General features: G+C 67.3%; 12 protein-coding genes. 7 read left to right on the top strand and 5 right to left on the bottom strand.

The genetic code is table 11. The features are described from left to right. Window positions 1-34 precede the first annotated feature (34 nt). Together ABD050_RS07260 and ABD050_RS07265 are read left to right on the top strand one after the other, a co-directional pair. Complete coding sequence (locus ABD050_RS07260; protein ID WP_343888589.1) at window positions 35-2,737, top strand: ATP-dependent DNA helicase; 2,703 nt, start codon at window positions 35-37, stop codon at window positions 2,735-2,737. 11 nt (window positions 2,738-2,748) lie between these two features. Further along, complete coding sequence (locus ABD050_RS07265) at window positions 2,749-3,291, top strand: SixA phosphatase family protein (RefSeq protein WP_343888590.1); 543 nt, start codon at window positions 2,749-2,751, stop codon at window positions 3,289-3,291. On the opposite strand, the gene ABD050_RS07270 is transcribed toward ABD050_RS07265, so the two are convergent. Both ABD050_RS07270 and ABD050_RS07275 read right to left on the bottom strand, forming a co-directional pair. Continuing rightward, window positions 3,282-3,812, bottom strand: coding sequence for a YceD family protein (locus ABD050_RS07270; protein WP_343888591.1), 531 nt, complete (start codon window positions 3,810-3,812; stop codon window positions 3,282-3,284). The two genes, ABD050_RS07265 and ABD050_RS07270, sit on opposite strands and share 10 nt — an antisense overlap. Further along, complete coding sequence (locus ABD050_RS07275; protein ID WP_343888592.1) at window positions 3,809-4,315, bottom strand: ubiquinol-cytochrome C chaperone family protein; 507 nt, start codon at window positions 4,313-4,315, stop codon at window positions 3,809-3,811. The genes ABD050_RS07270 and ABD050_RS07275 overlap by 4 nt, the downstream gene beginning before the upstream one ends. Window positions 4,316-4,425: 110 nt before the next feature. Between ABD050_RS07275 and ABD050_RS07280 the strand changes: the two genes are divergently transcribed. Together ABD050_RS07280 and ABD050_RS07285 are read left to right on the top strand one after the other, a co-directional pair. Next, entirely contained in the window at window positions 4,426-4,914 is a 489-nt protein-coding gene (locus ABD050_RS07280) for an outer membrane protein assembly factor BamE (protein ID WP_343888593.1), read from the top strand. A 136-nt stretch (window positions 4,915-5,050) separates the two neighbouring features. Next, a complete protein-coding gene (locus ABD050_RS07285; RefSeq protein WP_343888594.1) occupies window positions 5,051-5,557 on the top strand; it encodes an RcnB family protein in 507 nt (168 codons plus the stop codon). 172 nt (window positions 5,558-5,729) lie between these two features. Here the strand turns inward: ABD050_RS07285 and pbpC are convergent, their stop codons facing one another. Continuing rightward, on the bottom strand, window positions 5,730-7,913 hold the full coding sequence (gene pbpC, locus ABD050_RS07290; protein WP_343888595.1) for a penicillin-binding protein 1C: 2,184 nt from the start codon (window positions 7,911-7,913) through the stop codon (window positions 5,730-5,732). Window positions 7,914-8,020: 107 nt separating this feature from the next. After that, entirely contained in the window at window positions 8,021-13,762 is a 5,742-nt protein-coding gene (locus tag ABD050_RS07295) for an alpha-2-macroglobulin family protein (RefSeq protein WP_343888596.1), read from the bottom strand. A gap of 277 nt (window positions 13,763-14,039) precedes the next feature. On the opposite strand from ABD050_RS07295, the gene ABD050_RS07300 reads away from it, so the two are divergent. The 3 genes from ABD050_RS07300 (at window position 14,040) to ABD050_RS07310 (ending at window position 17,490) form a co-directional block, all read left to right on the top strand. After that, window positions 14,040-14,954, top strand: a complete 915-nt coding sequence (locus ABD050_RS07300) for a sulfite exporter TauE/SafE family protein (RefSeq protein ID WP_343888597.1) — start codon at window positions 14,040-14,042, stop codon at window positions 14,952-14,954. Between the two features lie 38 nt (window positions 14,955-14,992). Beyond that, the gene (locus ABD050_RS07305) at window positions 14,993-15,712 is read left to right on the top strand and encodes a TIGR02186 family protein (RefSeq protein ID WP_343888691.1); all 720 of its coding nucleotides are present in this window, start codon (window positions 14,993-14,995) and stop codon (window positions 15,710-15,712) included. A gap of 107 nt (window positions 15,713-15,819) precedes the next feature. After that, a complete protein-coding gene (locus ABD050_RS07310; RefSeq protein WP_343888599.1) occupies window positions 15,820-17,490 on the top strand; it encodes an ATP-binding protein in 1,671 nt (556 codons plus the stop codon). A gap of 292 nt (window positions 17,491-17,782) precedes the next feature. Here ABD050_RS07310 and ABD050_RS07315 read toward each other — a convergent pair whose 3' ends face one another. Beyond that, on the bottom strand, window positions 17,783-19,249 hold the full coding sequence (locus ABD050_RS07315) for a M23 family metallopeptidase (protein WP_343888600.1): 1,467 nt from the start codon (window positions 19,247-19,249) through the stop codon (window positions 17,783-17,785). Window positions 19,250-19,300: the final 51 nt, after the last annotated feature.

The raw sequence follows: 19,300 nt of genomic DNA on the forward strand, positions 1-19,300 counted from the left end.
TGCCCTTTCGTTCTCATCCCGCCACAGTCGCCCGATGCCGTTGCTCCCCTATCCAGCACTCCATGCCAGTCATAGCGGCATCTGGATCGCCGATGCCGAGGGCACACGGCCGATCGGGCGTGGCGAGGCGATCCGGATTGCCGCGGACACGCCGGTGATCCTGCTCAACGCACCGCTGATCGGCCAGCGGCTCGGCTATGCCGACCTGTCGGGGCTCGATCTGCTCGAGCTCTTCGCCTTTCTCTGTCCCGCGCGCTTCATGGTACCGACGCCGCGTGGCCTTGCTCGCGTGACGGGGCTCGAGCCGCCAGCGCGCGACGAGGAAGTGGCGGCACTCCTCCTCCGCGCGGCCGAAGCGCTGCTCGACCTGCCGAAGCAGGACTGGCCCGAACGCGAAGGCGCCTGGACCTCGGCCCAGTCCTTGTTCCGCCTGCGCTGGCCCTGGGCGATGCCGCTTGCCGACCGGATCGCCAAGCCCGCCACGGCTGAACGCTGGCTGTTCACCAGGCTCCCCGAATGGTCCGAGGTCGCGCCGCGCCCTGCACCGCGCACGATCGCGCTTGATCCCGAAGAGACTCAGGCTCGCCTTGCCCATCTGACCGGAAGCACTGCCGAGCAGCGGCCCGGCCAGCGCGCCTTCGCTCAGGCGGCGATCGAGGCGTTCGACCCGCGCATGGTCCGCGACGCGCCCAATATGGTGCTGGCGGAGGCGGGCACCGGAATCGGCAAGACGCTCGGCTATCTCGCACCAGCCTCGCTCTGGGCGGAGAAAGCGGGCGGCGCGGTATGGGTCTCGACCTTCACCAAGGCGCTGCAGCGGCAATTGGGGCATGAGAGCGCGCGGCTCTTTCCCGATGCCGAGGTCCGCAAAGCCAAGGTCGTCACCCGCAAGGGTCGCGAGAATTACCTCTGCCTGCTCAATCTCGAGGATGCGCTGCAGGGCGGTTTCGCCGGGCGTGCGGCGATCCTGGCGCAGCTGGTCGCGCGCTGGGCTGCCTATAGCGCCGATGGCGACATGGTCGGCGGCGATCTGCCCGGCTGGCTGCCGACCCTGTTCCGCCGCAACGGATCGACCGCGCTGACCGATCGGCGCGGCGAATGCGTCTATGCCGGCTGCCCGCACTACCGGAAATGCTTCATCGAACGCGCGGCGCGCGCGTCGGCCGAGGCCGACATCGTCATCGCCAATCATGCGCTGGTAATGGTGAACGCGGCGCGGGGTCGCGAAATGGCGACCCGGCCGACCCGTTATGTTTTCGACGAGGGTCATCACATTTTCGATGCGGCCGATTCGATGTTCTCGACTGCGCTGACCGGCGGTGAGACGATCGAGTTGCGGCGCTGGATCATCGGTCCCGAATCGGGCGGGCGCGGCCGCCGGCGCGGGCTGGCGGCGCGCCTGTCGGATGTCGCGAGCTATGACGAAGGCGGCGGCATCGCCATCTCGGAAGCGATCAAGGCCGCCGGCGCGCTGGCGAGCGATGGCTGGCTGCAGCGGCTGAGCGAGGGCGCGCCGTTCGGGCCGATCGAGATCCTGCTCGCCGCGGTGCGCGGGCTCGCTTATGCCCGCGCCGATGCGGCTGGCGATGCCGGCTATGGCCTCGAAACCGAACTTGCCGAGCCCGATGCGGCGCTGATCGAGGCGGCTGCCCCTGCGGCGCAGGCGCTCGATGCGCTGGTTCGCCCGCTCGTCACGCTCGGGCGGCGGCTCGAAGCGGTGCTTGCCGAAGCGCCTGACTGGATGGACGGGCCGGCGCGCGCGCGAATCGAAGGCGCGATTGCGTCGATCGGCTGGCGCGCGGAAACGGTCGCGGCGTGGCTGTCGTTGCTTGCGCGAATCGGCGGGCCAGCCACGCCCGATTTCGTCGACTGGCTCGCGGTCGACCGGGTCGAGGGGCGCGAATATGATGTCGGGCTGCATCGCCACTGGCTCGATCCGAGCAAGCCTTTTGCCGAAACCGTGCTGAAACAGGCGCATGGCGCGCTGGTGACGTCGGCGACGCTCAGGGGCGGCGGCGAATGGGAAGTGGCCGAGGCACGCACCGGGGCGCAGCATCTCCTGCGCGGCGCGAGCCGGTTCGAGGCGCCGAGCCCGTTCGATTATGCGTCCCAGGCCGAGGTACTGATCGTCACTGACGTGAAGCGCGGCGATATGGGGGCGCTCGCCAACGCCTATGCCCGGCTCGGCGTCGCCTCCGGCGGCGGCATGCTCGGCCTGTTCACCGCGATCCGGCGGCTGCGCGGCGTCCATGCCCGGATCGCCGACCGGCTCGCCCGCGAAGGCCTGCCGCTCTACGCCCAGCATGTCGACCCGATCGATACCGGCACCCTGGTCGATATTTTCCGCGATGACGCCTCGGCGTCACTGCTCGGCACTGACGCGCTGCGTGACGGGGTCGATGTGCCGGGCCGCTCGCTCCGGCTGGTGGTGATGGAAGGCGTGCCCTGGCCCAAGCCCACCGTGCTCCATGCCGCGCGGCGCCTGGCCGGCGGCGGCAGTGCCTATGACGACCGCATCGTCCGCGCGCGTCTCGCCCAGGCATTCGGCCGGCTGATCCGCCGCGCGGACGATCACGGCGCGTTCGTGCTGCTCTCTGCCGCCATGCCGTCACGCCTGCTCACTGCCTTTCCTCCCGGCGTCGCGGTGCGCCGCGTCACGCTCGACGAGGCGGTGATGCGCGCGGGGCGTCTTCCTTCAGTCATCCATGTCGGGCATGAGGCCCGCGAGGAAGCCTGACGGAGACCGAAATGAAGACGCTCACGCTGCTTCGCCACGCCAAGTCTGGCTGGGACGATCCGGTGCTGCGCGATTTCGATCGGCCGCTGAACGGCAAGGGCAAGCGCGCCGCCCAGCTCGTCGGACGCAACTGGCGGAGTCTGGGGCTTGCCTTCGATCATGTCGTTGCTTCGCCCGCGGTGCGGGTGATCGAGACGATCGAGCAGGTCGCAGCCGGCTATGGCGATGCGCTTGCGCCTGCCTGGGATCGCCGAATCTATCTCGCCTCGGCGACGACATTGCTCGATCTCGTCCATGAGTTGCCGGCGGGCGCGGATCATGTCCTGCTGGTCGGGCACAATCCGGGGCTCGAGGATCTGGTGCTGATGCTGGTGCCCGATTCGGACGAGCAGCCGTTGCGCGACGATGTCGAAGCCAAATTCCCGACCGCGAGCACCGCGCAGCTGAGGTTCGACGTCAGCGACTGGCATGAGGTGGCGGCGGGAAGTGCAACCCTCACGCTGTTCGTCCGGCCGCGGGATCTGGACCCGAGCCTTGGCCCCGATCAGGGCTGACGCTTCTCCAGCTGCGCCTTCAGGCCCGCCAGCGCGCCAAGTGGCTTTGCTTCCTCCTCGCTGATCACCCCGGCCTCGCGCAGCGCCGCCGCTGCGTTCGGTCCGCGCGGAAAGGGGTCGAGCGCCAGCGCCATCGTCTCGGCGGCTGCTTCGCCGAGGTCGATCGCCGCGCCGTCAAAGCCCATCGTGTCAAGAGAATCCTCGTTCAGTTCGATCTCGTCGGCGTCGGGCGCATCCTCGGCAACGAAGCGAAGTGCCACCGGCTCATCGACCGTTACCGGCAACGGGTCGTCGGTAACGACACAGGATTGAACCACCGCAGCCCTGACCCGCCCGCGCGCAACGACCCCGGCCGCATCGCGCCGCAGCCGGAAAACGCCGTCGAGCCGGTCGATCGACTTCAGCTCGAATCGTGCGGCGAGCGCCGCCCGTTCCTCCTGCGTCGCGCTTATCGAGACCTCGCGCTCGCCTTCGCCGATCGTATCGATCCGCTCCAGCCGCGAGAATTCGGGCGCGGTCATGGCAGCTTGCCCTCGATCACCGCCCCGGTCGGCATTGCCGACAGCGCATCGCGAAATGCCAGCAGCGATTCGCTGACATGGCTGAGCGCCCCGGCGGCAGGCGCCGCGCCGCGATAGAGGTTGCGGATCAGCGCTGCGTCGAGATCGCCGCCCGCCAGCCCCTCGCGATAGGCGCCGAGCCTGCCGCCGAGCATGCTCATCATCTTGCCGATATGCTTGCCGACCACGACATCGCCGATACCGATCTCGCGCAATTGCCCATCCATATCATCGACGAAGCGCTCGGTCAGGCTCGCGCTGGGCGCAGCGCCGGCGGGATCGCCCTCGAGCCGCAGCAGCACCAGCGCGAGGATCGTCGCCACCATGTCGAACCGGCCGTCGATGCTGTCGGGCACCGCGCCCGCCTCATACCAATGGGGCGCGCGCGCCTGTGCGACGATAGCCTCATAGAGCGGCAGCGCCGTCTCATCCCGGCTCCCGAACAGCTTTGCGATCCAATGCACTGGCGACTCCCTCAGCGTGCCCTTGTTTGGCCGCCTTCATCGGCATATTGAGGCTGGCGCTGCGCGATGCAATGCGTTGGCGTGCGCGTATCGCGTGCCTGGAGAATATGATGAGAGTGATTTCCGCCCGCATGTTGATGGGCGCCGCCCTGGGTTTCGCGACGATCGCCACTGGTGCCTGCACCCAGCTGAAGGGGCATCAGGGCTATGTGCTCGATGTCGATCTCATCAACTCGGTGCAGCCGGGCGTCGATAATCGCCAGTCAGTGCTCCAGGTGCTGGGCAAGCCGAGCTTCACCAGCGAGTTCAATCAAGGCGACTGGTATTATGTCGCGCGGGACACGCGCAACTTCGCCTATAATAATCCCAAGGTGACGAAGCAGACGACGCTCAGGGTCAGCTTCGATGCAAAGGGCGTGGTCACCGGCGTGCGCCGGACGGGTGCCGAAGAGGTCGCGTCGATCAGGCCCTATGGCAAGGTCACGCCGACGCTCGGGCGCAAGCGCAACCTGTTCGACGAACTGTTCGGCAATATCGGCACGGTCAACGCAGCGGGCGGCGGCGCCGGCGAGGAAGGCGGCGGCCGCGACACGCCCTGATAGCGTCTCATCAGGCTTTCGATCCTTTCTATCTCCTGACAGGCCGGTTCGCGGCCCGTTCAGCGCGAGTCGGCGACAAGCGCGCATGGCGTCGCCGTCCGTTCGGGCGGGTCGCCGGCAAAAAGGAGAAGAGATCATGCGTAAATTGATCATCGTGGCGCTGATGGCGGCTACCGCGCTTCCCGCTGCGGCGAGCGCTCAGTCGAACGGCGAGATTCGGCGCGACCGGCGCGATATCCGGCACGAGCAACGCGAGCTCGATCATGCCCGCCGCACCGGCGATCGTCGCGACATCCGCGAGGAACGCCATGACCTGCGCGACGCCCGCCGGGAATATCGCGAGGATGTGAACGACCGCAATCGTCGCTGGGCGCGCAACGACTGGAGCGACTGGCGCAACCGTAACCGCGCGATCTTCGCGCGCGGCAACTGGAACGCACCGTTCCGCTACAATGCCTTTCGCACCGGCGTCCGTATTGCGCCCGTCTATTATGGCCCGCGCTTCTTTGTCGCCGATCCGTGGCGCTATCATCTGCCGCCGGCCGGCTTCAACCGGCGCTGGGTGCGGCATTATAATGATCTGCTGCTGGTCGATGTCCGCCGCGGCATCGTCATCGACGTGATCCGCAACTTCTACTGGTAAGGGTTCGTCACGGCCCGGGCGGGTTTCTCGCCCGGGTTCGGCCGCGTCGCGCCGGGAAAGCGCGGGCGCGGCCGGTGCCGCTGCGTGCCGACGGCACGGTCCCGTAAGGGGGAGTGGGACCATTGACGTAACGCACAGCGGGCAATTTTGTTCGCTGCGCTGCGTTCTCCGCTCAGCGGATCGTGAAAAATACCTGATCGACGACATGGCCTGCCACATCGACCAGCCGCAGCCGGTGCTGCCCCGGCGCGGCCAGGATCTGCGGCTGCGAATCGGCCGCGCCGAGATCGCGCTGGTCGAGCAGCAGGTGATGCGCCGTCACCTCGCCCGACACCATCACCGCGAGCCGCTGCCGGTCGGGCGGAATGTCCGGGTCGATTGCATAGACGGTGCCCGACACCGGATTGGTGATGCGCGGCCGGCGCGCTGACTCGGGCGCTGCGGCGACCAGGCTCTGCGCGGTGCCGGCGAGGAAATATTCCAGCCGCGGCTGCTCGATATGATTGGCGAAACTGATCGCCCGCTGCTCGATCCCCGGCGGGCGCGGCGGCGGTTTCACCACATGATCGCTGTTCAGCGCGAGCATCAGATCCCGCCAGACCGGCGCCGCGCCGCTCGTCCCCGAAACGGCGCGCATCGGATCTCCCTCGAGATTCCCCACCCAGACGGCGACCGTATAGCGGTCGCTGAAGCCGATGCACCAATTGTCGCGCATTGCCTTCGACGTGCCGGTCTTCACCGCGGCCCAGAAAGGCAGCCTGAGTGCCGAATCGAGCCCGAATGTCGCCGCCCGGGCATTGGCGTCAGCCATCATGTCGGCGACCAGCCAGGCGGCCTGGGGGGTCGTCACCTTGCGCGGCACGACGCGCGGATCATTGCTGGTCAGGCGCAGCGGCGACCAGCGCCCCGCATTGGCAAGGCTGCGATAGGCATTGGCCTGTTCGAGCAGGGTAACCTCGGCCGAACCCAGGGCGAGCGAGAAACCGTAATAGGCGCCGTCCTCGGTCATCCCGCGATAGCCGGTGTCCCAGAGCCGGTCGCGGAACGGATCAACCCCGATCAGCAGCAAGGTGCGCACCGCGGGCACGTTGAGCGAGCCCGCGAGCGCGCTCCGCGCCGAGACCGGGCCCTTGAAGCCGCGATCGTAATTCTGCGGCACGTAAAGCCCCGATGCGGTGTCGAGCTGGACCGGCGAATCATCGAGGATAGAGGCAGGAGTGAGATAGCCCTTCTCGATCGCCTGGGCGTAGAGGAAGGGCTTGAGCGTCGATCCGGCCTGGCGATAGCTGTTGGCGCCATCGACCGCGGGCGCGGTCGAGGCACCGCCGATCCCGCCGACATAAGCGAGCACGTCGCCGCTGGCATTGTCGATCACCACCACCGCGCCGTCGCGGGCCCGCGCGCCGCCAAGCCCCTGGAGCTGGCGCTTCAACGCCATGATCGCCAGCTGCTGGATTCGCGTGTCGAGCGTGGTGGTGATCTTCAGCCCGGCCTTGGTGAGCAGCCGGTCGGCAAGATGCGGGGCAAGGCCGGGATCGAGCGCGAGGCTGCGCGCCGGGCCCAGCATCGAGGCCGCCTCGCCGGCAAAGCGCGCGCAATCCTTCTCGTGCGACAGCGCGCAGGCGCGCCGCGCGACGATCCCGGCACTGGCCTGCGGCTCGGGCAGCAACGCCGTGAGCAGCAGCGCATCGTCATGGGCAAGCGCGTCGGGCGTCTTGCCGAACAGGCCGAGCGCTGCGGCGCCGATTCCCTGCGCCTCGCCGCGAAAGCCGGCGAGGTTGAAATAGGCCTCGAGGATCTCGTCCTTGCTCCATCGGTCTTCGAGCGCCCAGGCAGCGCGCATCTGGCGGATCTTGTCCCAGAAGTGCCGCGAGCCGGGCGCGGCGAGATCAGGGGCGAGGAAACCGGCCAGCTGCATCGACAGGGTACTTGCGCCGCGGGCGCGCGCGCCCTGTGCCCGGTCGCGCGCCACCCCGAGCAAGGCAAGCCAGTCGACCCCGCCATGGCTGAAGAAGCGCCTGTCCTCGGCGGCGACCAGCGTATCGCGGGTAACCGGCGAGATCCGGTCGAGCGGTGTCCAGGCAAGCCGCCGCGCGGCGAAATCGACGCGGGCGGAGTCGATCAGCTGGCCGTTGCGGTCATAGAGCCAGGATTCGGATGGGCGCCACGCGGCGCGGACCTGGGCATAGCCGGGCAGCGGCGGCGGCAAGGTCGCGAAGTCGATCGCGGCATAGACGATAACCGCCAGCGCCAGCGCCGCGAGCGTTGCGCCTTTCCGCGTCCGCAACGCCGCCCAATATCGCTCGGGCCGCACCGAGCCGATGAGCGCCCGAAGCCGCTCGACCCCCTTTTCCATCCCCCTGAAAATGGGGACCCGTCTCCCGATGTCAGCCAAAATTCATACCGCTGGGGACAGGCCCCAGCCTTTGCGGGTGGGATGGCCAAAAGGAAGGCGCAGGGTGCTCACCGCTGTACGACCGTCACCGCCGCATTGGGCAGCTGTGCGCGGATGGCGGGCGAATACATTGCCTCGACCCGGCTCGGCGGCAGGTTGAACCGCCCGGCCCCGTTCAGCCTGAGCGTATAGGCGATGGTGAACTTGCCCGCCGGCATCCAGGTGAAATAGCCTCGCCATGCATCATTGCCGCGCTCGACATAGCTCGGCTCGGTGTCGCTGCCGGTAATCGTGCCGAGCATGCTCGATTGGCCGCCAAGGTCACCGATGATCGTCGCGCCCGCCGGGATCGGGTCATTCACCACCACCCAGTTACGTTCGGCGCTCGCTTCCACGGTGATCGTCACCTTGAGCACATCGCCGCGAGTCAGCACGCCCTTGGTGCGGGCCTGCACGACCTCGACCTGCTTGCTCATCCTGTAGCCGGCGAACAGCGGCTGGGTGAGCGGCACCGCCGCCGATACCGAGACGTTCGCCCATGGCCCCGCCCCGCCGGATTGGGAAAGCCTGAGCGGCGTCGTGGCGGCGGGCAGCGGGAAGCTCGCCTGGCGCAGGTCGACCGTCAATGGCCACGCCCTGCTGATCGTCCGCGTGCCCAGCGCCAGGGTCGTCGTCCCGCCGATCGCTTCGGCCGGATAGAGGCCGGCGAACTTGCGCGCGGCGATCGTCCCCCAGGCATTGGCGGTGGTCGTGTCCCAATGGCCGCGCGACTGGCGGAGCGACACGCCGACCATCATCTTCGGCGCATCGTCCTGCCAGCCTGGCCGGCCGAGCGTCGCGATGAGGGCCTTGATCGCTGCCTCGTCCCCCGACGACATCAGCCACCAGGAAGCGCTGTCCTGATCGCGAAGGTCGAGGCGCGTCCCCTCATAGACCAGCCGGGTCCTGAGCACTGCCTCGGCATTCGCCTTCAGGGCATTCGCGTTCGCGATGCCGGGAATGCGGTCGAGCGCGACGAGATAGTCGGCAAGCGATGCGGTCGGCATCTCCTTGGGCGCCATCCCGATCTGGCCGAGCATCGCTGGCGTACCGGCCCCGGCGCGGGCGAGCGCGGCGAGCGCGGCCAGCCGTTGCAGGCGGACATCGCCATATTGTTCGTGGCGAAGCCGCCCATCGAGCACTGCCTTCATTCCCTCGATCATCCGCATGCGCGGCCCATCGGGGATCGGCAGCCCGGCATCAGCGGTCAGCGACAGGACATAAGCGGTCAGCGCTTCGGAGCCCTCCATGCTGTCGGACGGCCAGTAGCGCAGCAGGCCGTCAGCTGCCTGATAGGTCGGGATATCGCCCGCGAGCCTGGTCCAGGCGCCCGCATCGCCCAGCGCCACTGCCTTTGAGAGGCGCTGCTCGAAGCAGTCATAGGGATAAACGGTCATATAGTCGCGCACGCCCTTGAGCGGCGGCGCGAGCGTATCGTCGAGCCTGATATCGACGCTGCCACGCCCGGGCAGCGCGCCTGCCGGCGGCGCGATCGAAATCGCGGTGCCGGTGCCGACCCGGGCCAGCGTCGCCGCCCATATTTCGACCGGCACTGCCGGAATGACATCCTGGTTGACCGTCACCTGGTCAGCCGCCTTGCCGTCCGCGGCCCTGGCGCTGACATGCCAGCGCAAATTGGCGACATTGCCGGGCGCGGTCAGGTTCCAGGCGATCGGCGCCGCGCCGCCCGCCGGGATGGTGACGGTGAGCGGATGGCCCTGGGCTACGGCTGGCGTCACATCGACCGTCGCGGTGACGGTCATCGGCCTGGTCGAGCCGTTCTTGAGCGTGAAGCCGGCCGCATAATAATCGCCGCTCCGCACCAGGGGCGGCAGGCCGGCAAAGATCGTCAGGTCCTGGGCCGTCCTGACACTGGCCATGCCGGTGCCGAATAATTGCGATCCGTCAGTCGCGATCGCGACCAGCTTGAACGAGGACAGGGCGTCGTTGAGCGGCACCGGAATCCGCGCCTTGCCCTGCGCATCGAGTGCGACCTTGCCCTTCCAGAGCAGCACCGGCTGGAAATTCTCGCGGTTGAGGCCCGACATGTCGTTCCCGCCGCCGCCGCCGGCTTCGACTGCCTTGCGGCCATAATGGCGCTTGCCGACGACCTGCATCTGCCCGGTCGAGGTGAGCACGGAGAGCGAGCGCTCGCCCATCATCGCGGTCAGCACGTCCCATGAATCATTGGGGGCGAGCTGGAGCAGCGCCTGGTCGACTGCGACAAAGGCGACGTCGGCGCTCGCCGCCGGCTTGCCGTCCGGGGCCTTGACCTGGATATCGACCTGCGCCGTGTCGCGCGCTGCATATTTCTCCTTGTCGGCCTTGACCGCGACCTGGAGCGTATGCGCCTCCCAGCCGACCTTCACCTTGGCGATGCCGAGCCGGTAGGCCGGCTTGGCGAGATCGACCAGCGCAGTCGGCTCGGGCGCCTGGGGCGGCCCGCCGGCAAGGCCGAGGCTCTGCGCGATGCCGTGTATCCAGCTCCAGAAGCCGCCCTGGACCCGGCCGCGCACCACCATCACCGAGACGAAGACATCGGGCGCATAGCTCCCCGGCATCTTCACCTCGACCACCGGGTCAGTGCCGGAAAGCCGGGTGACATAGCTGGCGAGAACGCCCTCGCGTTCGACCGTGACGAGCGCGGTCGCCTCGCGGAACGGCATCCGCACCTGGAAGCGCCCGGTTTCCCCGGCCGCATAGCTCGTCTTTTCGGGGACGACGTCCATCCGGTCGCCATTGTCGCCGCCGAACCACCAGTCGTCATTGCCGGCGAGCCAGACCGAGGTTGTCGCCCGCGCGACATTGCCGTTTGCGTCGCTGGTCGTCGCGACCGCATAGACCTCGCCCGAAATGCCCGGGTCGACCGCGCATTGCGCCAACCCTTGAGCATCGGTGGTCGCGGTGCAGCTCTTGTCGAGCTTGGTGGTCGTCATCTGGTTGTCATAGGCGTAGAAGCCGCCGATCAGCCGCCGCCGCGCGGTCAGGATCTTGCGGCTGTAGAGCGCGACCGAGACCTTCTGGTTGGCGATCGGCTTGCCCTGGGTGTCGAGCGCGACGAAGCGCAGGCGCAGATCGTCCTGCTTCATCAGCCAGCCATCGGTCTTGATGCCGAGCTGCACCGCCGACGGAAAGATCGGAATCGTCCGCGAGGCAGTCAGCACCTGGCCGTTCGCGTCCTGATAATCCATCTCGACCAGCATGTCGGTCGCCGAGTCGAGCGTCTGCGGCACGTCGATCACTGTCTTGGCGGTGCCGTCGCCACCGAGGGTCGCCGGCAGGGTCTGGGTCGGCGGCAGCGGGGTCTGCTCCTCCTCGCCCTCGCCGTTGAGCGGCTTGGTGCCTTCGGCCACCGCGGCGCCGCCGAACGTATAGCCGTCATAGCCATCGGGAGTCGCCGTCCGCCCGAAATAGCCGACGCGCATGTCGACCGGCAGGTTCGACGCGCCGCCGCCCGAAAGATAGCCGACGAACAGGTCGAGCGGCAGCGTCTTGGGCCTGACCGCCGCTTCCTTCGGCCCGGTCACGGTCGCGCGCATCGTCGGCAGCTTGTATTCGTCGACCTTGAACGACTGGCCCGTATAGATGGTCTTGTCGCCGACGATCACATTCAGGTCGTAATCGCCCATCGGCGCGCCCTTGGGCGCAGTCCATTCAGTCTCGCCGATGCCGTTGGCATCGATCGCCAGCGGCAGGTCGAACTGCGTGTCCGATCCGCGATGCGAGAGGCGCAACATCCCCTTCATCGCCGGCGCCATGCCGAAGCCGGCGCCGACCGAGGTGCGCAGGATATGCTTCATGTGAACCGTCTCGCCCTGGCGGACCAGCGCGCGGTCGAACACGGTGTGGAGGATGTCGCCCTTGGCTTCATAGCCATAAGGCAGGTCGAAATCATAAGGGCGGATGCCCTCGCCCCACGCCGTCAGCGTGAAGCTGAAATCGTCGCCGGCGCGCGCCGACACCATCAGCGGATGGGTGGTGCTGTCGGTCCCGCAATCGCCCTCGGCGGTCGGTTCGGGCAGCCCGGGCGGCACGAACAGGCCGCCGCTCGAATCGGTCGCGCCGCGCGCCAGCAGCTTGCCGGTGCAGCTGTCGGTCACCCGCACATCGGCATTGGCGACCGGCTTGCCGGTATCGAGCTGGGTCACCCAGGCGAGCGACCTTTCCCGGCCCCATTTGAAATGGACCGTCATGTTGGTGACGAGCGCGGCCGAGGCGACATAACGCGGCGTCTTGCGGCCGAGCAGCGCCGCGCCGAGCACCGGGCTGGCGAGCTCGACGACATAGAATCCCGGCTTGGCGAGCGGAATGCCGACGACCTCGAAGTCCTTGCCCTTGCCCGGCAAGCCGAGCTTGAGCGGGCTGCCGGCGCCGCCGGTCAGGATCGGTTTCGATCCCGTGTCGTTGATGGTGATGCTTGTCTTGCCCTGCTTGATCTCATGGCTGGCATAATCATCGGCGCTGTCGACCGTGCGGAGCCATTTGGCGATCTCGCCGTCCGAGCTCTCGACCCGCAGCGATTGCCCGCCGATGGCGAGGTTATTGCCCCGCAGGGCCGGCTCGACATTGCGCACCGTGACGGGGAGCACCCCGCCTTCGCCTGCCTCGAGGATACCGAACGAGGCAGCGAACTTCACCAGCGGCGGCGCCTGGTCGAAGCGGATGTCGAGCGGAAAACGCTCGGCGTTCGAGAGCGGGCGGCCGCTCTCGTCCTTGATGCCCGTCGGCAGGATCAGCTTGGCGGCAGTTGCTGGCGGCAGCGGCGCCTTGAAGCTGATCGCCGCGATCGTCGCCTTTTTCTGGTCGTCCTTGTCGAACACCGGGGCGATCTGCTTGCCGTCCGCGGTCTGGATTCGGATCGCCTGCGCAACGCTCATCGCGATCGGGGCGGAGAAAGTGACATTGGCCGGCTCGACCGGGCTGCAGCCGGCCTGGGCGTTGGTCCGGCTGCACTCGAAGCGGGCGGTGAAGGGCTTGCGGATCGTATAGTCGAAGCGCTGGTCGGCGCCCGCCATCTTGCCGCCGGCGCCGGCGATTTTCGCGCCCCAGACAAGCGACATATCATGCCCTGCGGGAAGCGGCCGATGGCATTTGAGCGCGACGACCCCGGCGAAGTTTCTTGCACGGTCCTGGGCACTCGCCGGAATCGCAGCGGGAAGGCCGGCATTTTCGAGGAAGCTGCGGACGTTCCAGTTGTCGGTGCCGAGCTTGCCGAGCAAGGTGCCCGGCAGGTCGGCAGCGAGCACGTCGACCGGAATCTTTTCGCCAAGGCCCTCGACCGAGCAATAGGCATTGGCGGCGATCGAGGCCGGCGCGGCGGGCATGTTGGCGGCGACGAGGAAGACCTGGTCCTCCTCGATCTCGCCGTCGAATTGCGCGGGCAGCACGGCGCGCGCGACCGGGCCGCCGGCATCGACCTTGAATTGCTGCTGCCCGGTGACGGCATAGCCCGAAACGCTTTTCAGCCCGTCACGCAGCTTGAAGCTGCACGTGGTGCCGCCGGGCAGCGGGGTTGCGAAATCATAGACGAAGGTCTGCGGGTCGACCCAGCGCCCGGCGCCGCCGACCGCGCAGGTGACGCCGAACGGGGAGGCTGCGCGCGGATCGCCGAGCGCGACCATCGGCTGGCTGAAACGGACGGTGAAGGCCTGGATCGATCCGCCGGTGCCGATGCCCGGGGTGGCCATCACGATTTGCGGGCTGTTGTCGCCAAACGCGGTGACGGGCGCGATCGCGAGCCCCAGGAGTGCGAGACGGACTGCGAGCTTCATCGAACCCTCCCCCAGGATGGCCGCACGCTAAAGCCGGAGCAGGGGGTGAGTCCAGCGGATTGACGTCACGGCGGGAGGTTGACGCGATTAAGAGGGCAGGATTTTCCCGACGTGCCAAGCCCCTTGCTTCCACGGCGAATAACACCCCGGTCGGCCGGCGATCGCTGGCCATCCGTCGCGTGACGCCATGGCGGCGCATCCGGTGCTCACCGCTGGTCGCCCGATTTCTCCCGCCGGTGCTTTGCGCGGACGCCCGAACAGGATATCCGCAACCGCAATGGACATCTATCTGCCCATCGCCAATCTCTCGGTGAACGCGCTCGTCATCGTCCTTCTCGGCGGCGGCGTCGGGCTGCTGTCGGGCATGTTCGGGGTCGGCGGCGGTTTCCTGACGACGCCGCTGCTGATCGTCTACGGCATCCCGCCCACGGTCGCTGCCGCCTCGGCCGCGAGCCAGGTGACGGGCGCGAGCGTGTCGGGCGTGTTCGCGCATTTCCGGCGCAACGGCGTCGATACCAAGATGGGCGGGGTGCTGGTCGCGGGCGGCCTGATGGGCTCGATCGCCGGCGGCTGGATCTTCCGGCTGCTCCAGATAAGCGGGCAGATCGATACCGTCATCGCGATCGTCTATGTCGTGATGCTGAGCTCGATCGGCGGGCTGATGGCGCGCGAATCATGGATGACAATCAGTGCCGCACGCGCCGGTACGCCGCCGCGGCCGCGCAAGCGGGGCCATCATCCCCTGGTCGCCGCATTGCCCCTTCGCACGCGCTTCCGCCGTTCCGGCCTTTATATCTCGCCGCTTGCGCCGCTGCTGCTTGGCTTCTTCACTGGCATCCTGACGATCCTGCTCGGCATCGGCGGCGGCTTCATCCTGGTGCCGGCGATGCTCTATGTGCTCGGCATGACCACCCAGGTCGTGGTCGGCACGTCCCTGTTCCAGACCCTGTTCGTCACCGCGATGGCGACGATGGTCCATGCGACGACGACCAAGGCAGTCGATATCGTGCTCGCTGCCCTGCTGCTGCTCGGCTCTGTCGCCGGCGCGCAGGTCGGCGCCCGCCTCGCGACCAGGGCAAAACCCGAATATCTTCGGTTCGCGCTCGCGGTCATCGTCCTGCTGGTCGCCTTCCGGATCGGGCTCGGCCTTGGCTGGCGGCCTGACGAGATCTATTCGGTCGAGCTTTCGTGAGGCGCGCCTGGGCCACGCTCCTGCTCGCGCCGCTATTGATGGGCCAGGCAAAGCCGGTGCTCGTCCCCGATGTGTCGCAGCGCGATATCGAGATCGCCTACAGCTTCACCGGCGCCGAGCTGCTGCTGTTCGGCGCGATCCTCTATCCCGGCGGCCGCTTGCCCAATGACGACAAGCCGACCGACATCGTCGTCGTGGTGCGGGGGCCGGTCCAGTCGATCCTGGTCCGCGAGAAGGAGAAGGTCGCCGGCATCTGGGTCAACGCGGCGCGACTGCGCTATCGCTCGGCGCCGAGCTTCTATGCGATCGCGTCGTCGCGGCCGATCAGCAAGCTGGTCGACGATCGCACCCAGGCGATCTACGAGCTCGGGCTGGACAGCCTTCAGCTTTCTCCCGCCAGCAGCGCCCCCCTTGCCGAGCAGGATCGTTTCGCGCGCGGGCTGGTCGATCTCAAGCGCCGCGCCGGCCTGTATTTCGAGGCGCCGCGCGCCGTCGAGATCACTGACGGCGTGCTGTATCGCGCCCGGCTGACGATTCCGGCGCGCGTGCCCGTAGGGCGTTTCACCGCGGAGACCTTCCTGATCCGCGACGGCCGCGTTCTGGCCGCGGCGACGCGCGACATCGATATCCGTAAATCGGGGTTCGAACGATTCGTCGCGCGCTCGGCCGAGCGCCATTCGATCCTGTACGGCCTGATCGCGGTTGCGTTGTCGGTGTTTTTCGGCTGGGGCGCGGGCTGGATCGCGAAACGGCTGTAGAGCCTCGTTGGTCAAACGGCGCCAGCCGAGCCGAACGCATCATGAAAAACCCAATATTTACCTGTCGTCGCCATAGCTCGGGAGATTGACATCGGGGATCAGAGCGAATGACCGAAATGTTGGGCAGCAATGCCTTTGCCAGCGCCGCACCCGTTGCTCCGACCGCACCTGTCGATGTTACGGCGAACGGCATCGGCATGGTCTTCGAGATCGCCGGGTCGAGCAGCCAGGTCATGCTTGATTCAGCCGCGCTCGACGTGACTGCGCAGAACAGCGATCCGGTCGCCGCCAGTGCTGGCCAGGTCGGCAGCCAGATCAAGATGCGCGTCGGCAATGCCTGGCTGATCGCCAATATCCGGTCGCTGAAGCTCGCTGACAGCGCGAATGGCCAGATCGCCGCGCAGGTCGATTTCCTCGGCGAGGGCGACGAGGAGCGGCTGACCGGCAAGCTCTACAAGTTCCGGCGCGGTGTCACGCGCTACCCGACCCCCGGATGCCGGGTCTTCCCGGTGACCACCGCTGACCTGAAACAGATCTACGCCGCGGACGATCGCGCGACGATCGAGATCGGCACTGTCTATCCGACCAAGGACATTCGCGCGGCCATGTATGTCGATGCGATGCTCGGCAAGCATTTCGCGCTGCTCGGATCGACCGGTACCGGCAAGTCGACCTCGGCGGCGTTGATCCTGCACCGCATCTGCGAGCTCGCGCCGCAGGGCCATATCGTGATGATCGATCCGCACGGCGAATATAGCGCAGCGTTCAAGGACAATGGCGCGATCTTCGACGTCTCGAATCTGCAATTGCCTTATTGGCTGATGAATTTCGAAGAACATTGCGAGGTGTTCATCAATTCGAGCGGATCCGAACAGCAGATCGACGCCGATATCCTCGCGAAATGCCTGTTGATGGCGCGGGCCAAGGGGCGACTTGGCCAGGAGATCACGAAGCTGACGGTCGACGCGCCGATCCCCTATCTGCTGAGCGACCTCACCAATCTGATCCAGCTCGAAATGGGCAAGATGGATCGCGCCGGGGATACGGCGCCCTATCTCCGCCTCAAGACCAAGATCGACGAGATCAAGGCCGATCCGCGCTACGGCTTCATGTTCTCGGGCATGCTCGTCGCCGATACGATGGCGAATTTCATCCAGCGTATCTTCCGCATGCCGGGCGACGGCAAGCCGATCTCGATCATCGACGTATCGGGCGTCCCGTCGGAGATCACCTCGGTCGTCGTCGCGGTGCTCAGCCGCATGGTGTTCGATTATGCGATCTGGTCGCGCGGCGAGGCGCAGCGCCCGATCCTGCTCGTGTGCGAAGAAGCGCATCGCTATGTCCCCAACGAGCGCAATGCCGATGCCAGCTCGGTCGGCCGGATCCTCAGCCGCATCGCGAAGGAAGGCCGTAAATACGGTATCTCGCTCGGCCTGATCACCCAGCGACCGTCCGATCTTGCCGAGGGCGTGCTGTCGCAGCTCGGCACGATCATCGCGATGCGCCTCAACAATGATCGCGACCAGGCCTATGTCCGCGCCGCGATGCCCGAGGGCGCGCGCGGCTTTCTCGATTCGATCCCCGCGCTGCGCAACCGCGAATGCATCATCTGCGGTGAAGGCGTCGCCATCCCGATCCGGGTCTCGTTCGACGATCTCGAGGAATCGAAGCGGCCGGCATCGGGCGATCCGCTCTTCTCCGATTTGTGGCGCGAGGTCGGCAACGAAGATCAGATCATCGCACGCACCATCAAGCGCTGGCGCTCGCAGGGACGGTAGAGCGGCACGCGTCGGTCGCCGCTCCCTTTCCCGCTTCCCCGGCCCGCCGCCAAGGCTCCCGCGCCGATTCAAATCGGGAAGACGATAGGCTATCCTGTTCCCGCCGCCACGGCGGTGGCGAGGGCGCGACCTGTCAAAATGTCAGCAACCCTCATGACATTTCCAACACAGCGCGTAGCACGCGTCCCGATTCAACAGGGCGTCAAACCGAGATAGACCGGCCACGCCACAAAAAATGGCGCGGCTCTTTCTCATTGCTGGGCAGAATTGCGGGCCAGATGGCCGGCGGGCTTCAGCGGCCCGGCTTCACTGACATCAGATAGGCGAACTTCGCCTTGAACGCGCGGAGCGCCTCGCCCGAAAGCTGTGCCACGCTCGAGAAGGACATTGAGCGTGGATTGACCGAGACGCCGTTCTTCCAGACTTCCCAGTGAAGATGCGGCCCGGTCGACAGGCCGGTCGAGCCGACCGCGCCGATCAATTGCCCGCGTGCGACATGCTCGCCATTGCGCACCAGGATCCGGCTGAGATGGCCATAGCCGGTGGCGATGTTGCCGCCCGAGGAGAGCTTGATGAAATTGCCATAGCCGGCGCTGCGTCCGGCAAAGGAGACGACGCCGTCCATCGCTGCACGGACCGGCGTACCCCAGGGCGCGCCGATATCGATCCCCTTGTGCATGCGGAGCATGTGGAGGATCGGGTGCATGCGCAGGCCGAAGCTCGAGGTGATGTGCCCCGCGACCGGCATGCCGAAGGTGCCGCTCCGCTGGGTCTGGCCAGAGGCCTCATACCATTGCCCGTCAGTCCATTTGACGAGCTGGGTCTTTTTGCGGCCCTGGTCGAGCCCGGCGAAGATCAGTGCGCCGAGCTGGACCTCGCCGGTCGCGGCGCGGGCCTGCTCGACGGCAAAATCGAAGGTGTCGCCGGCATTCACGTCGCGGCCGATCGACAGGTGAGTCGCAAGCGCCTTGATATAGGCCTCGACGACCTTGGCCGGCGCACCGGCTGCGCGTGCCGATCGATACAGGCTGCGGCCGGCCAGTCCCTGGATGCGCAACGGGGTATGGTCGATCGCGATTGGGTGGCGCTTCAGGGTCAGGCTGTTGCCGACGCGGGCGAGCGACAGGCTGAGATCGAATTGCGCGCGGAAGGCAATCTGCTCGAGCGGCCGGGCGACTGTCTTGTCGGGGCGCCGGCCAAGCGTGATGTCGAACTGGGTGCCCGGCTTGATGTTGCCGAGCGGGACAGCGCCGGAGATCAGCCTGACCGCGTTGGAGGCATCGCTCTCCGAGACGCCGGCGCGCTGCAGCATGCGGGTCACGCTGTCGCCCTGGCCGAGCGGCGCGGTCAGTTCGACCCGTGGCCGCTCGGGCCTTTCCGCGAGCGGCACGACAAGGTCGTTGGCTGCCATGTGGCGGCCGGTATCGGCGCCCCAGGCGAGCGGCGAGATCGATTGCGCGCGCGCCTCGTCCCAGCTTGCGCCGTCAAGCGCCGCCGGCGTGTCGCCGATGATCGTGCGGTGGAAGCCGGGCGCGAGCATGCAGGTGGCGGTGCAGAGCGCTGCGCAGGTCGCGGCGCCGCGCCACCAGTCGAGCGATCCGATCCGCGAACCGAGGTCGGGCGCCCAGTCGATCCGGGCGATCGTGTCGCGAATCTTGTCGAGCGCGCCGGGTTCGGCCATCGGCACAAAGGCACGCCCGAACGGCAGGGTGGCGGTGCCACCCGCCTGGTCAAGGCCATGATCGTTGCGCAGGAACAAGGCGTGTCGGCCCTTCGTGTTATGTCGCCGACTGAAACGAACCCCCCGGCG

The sequence above is a fragment of the Sphingomonas oligophenolica genome, from assembly GCF_039522915.1.
Lineage (GTDB): Bacteria > Pseudomonadota > Alphaproteobacteria > Sphingomonadales > Sphingomonadaceae > Sphingomonas > Sphingomonas oligophenolica.

Excerpts from the sequence above, each read along its gene's own strand:
- ABD050_RS07260 (WP_343888589.1), top strand. The coding sequence starts at position 35 with ATGCCGTTGCTCCCCTATCCAGCACTCCATGCCAGTCATAGCGGCATC.
- ABD050_RS07265 (WP_343888590.1), top strand. The coding sequence starts at position 2,749 with ATGAAGACGCTCACGCTGCTTCGCCACGCCAAGTCTGGCTGGGACGAT.
- ABD050_RS07270 (WP_343888591.1), bottom strand. The coding sequence starts at position 3,812 with ATGACCGCGCCCGAATTCTCGCGGCTGGAGCGGATCGATACGATCGGC.
- ABD050_RS07280 (WP_343888593.1), top strand. The coding sequence starts at position 4,426 with ATGAGAGTGATTTCCGCCCGCATGTTGATGGGCGCCGCCCTGGGTTTC.
- ABD050_RS07285 (WP_343888594.1), top strand. The coding sequence starts at position 5,051 with ATGCGTAAATTGATCATCGTGGCGCTGATGGCGGCTACCGCGCTTCCC.
- pbpC (WP_343888595.1), bottom strand. The coding sequence starts at position 7,913 with ATGGAAAAGGGGGTCGAGCGGCTTCGGGCGCTCATCGGCTCGGTGCGG.
- ABD050_RS07295 (WP_343888596.1), bottom strand. The coding sequence starts at position 13,762 with ATGAAGCTCGCAGTCCGTCTCGCACTCCTGGGGCTCGCGATCGCGCCC.
- ABD050_RS07300 (WP_343888597.1), top strand. The coding sequence starts at position 14,040 with ATGGACATCTATCTGCCCATCGCCAATCTCTCGGTGAACGCGCTCGTC.
- ABD050_RS07305 (WP_343888691.1), top strand. The coding sequence starts at position 14,993 with ATGGGCCAGGCAAAGCCGGTGCTCGTCCCCGATGTGTCGCAGCGCGAT.
- ABD050_RS07310 (WP_343888599.1), top strand. The coding sequence starts at position 15,820 with ATGACCGAAATGTTGGGCAGCAATGCCTTTGCCAGCGCCGCACCCGTT.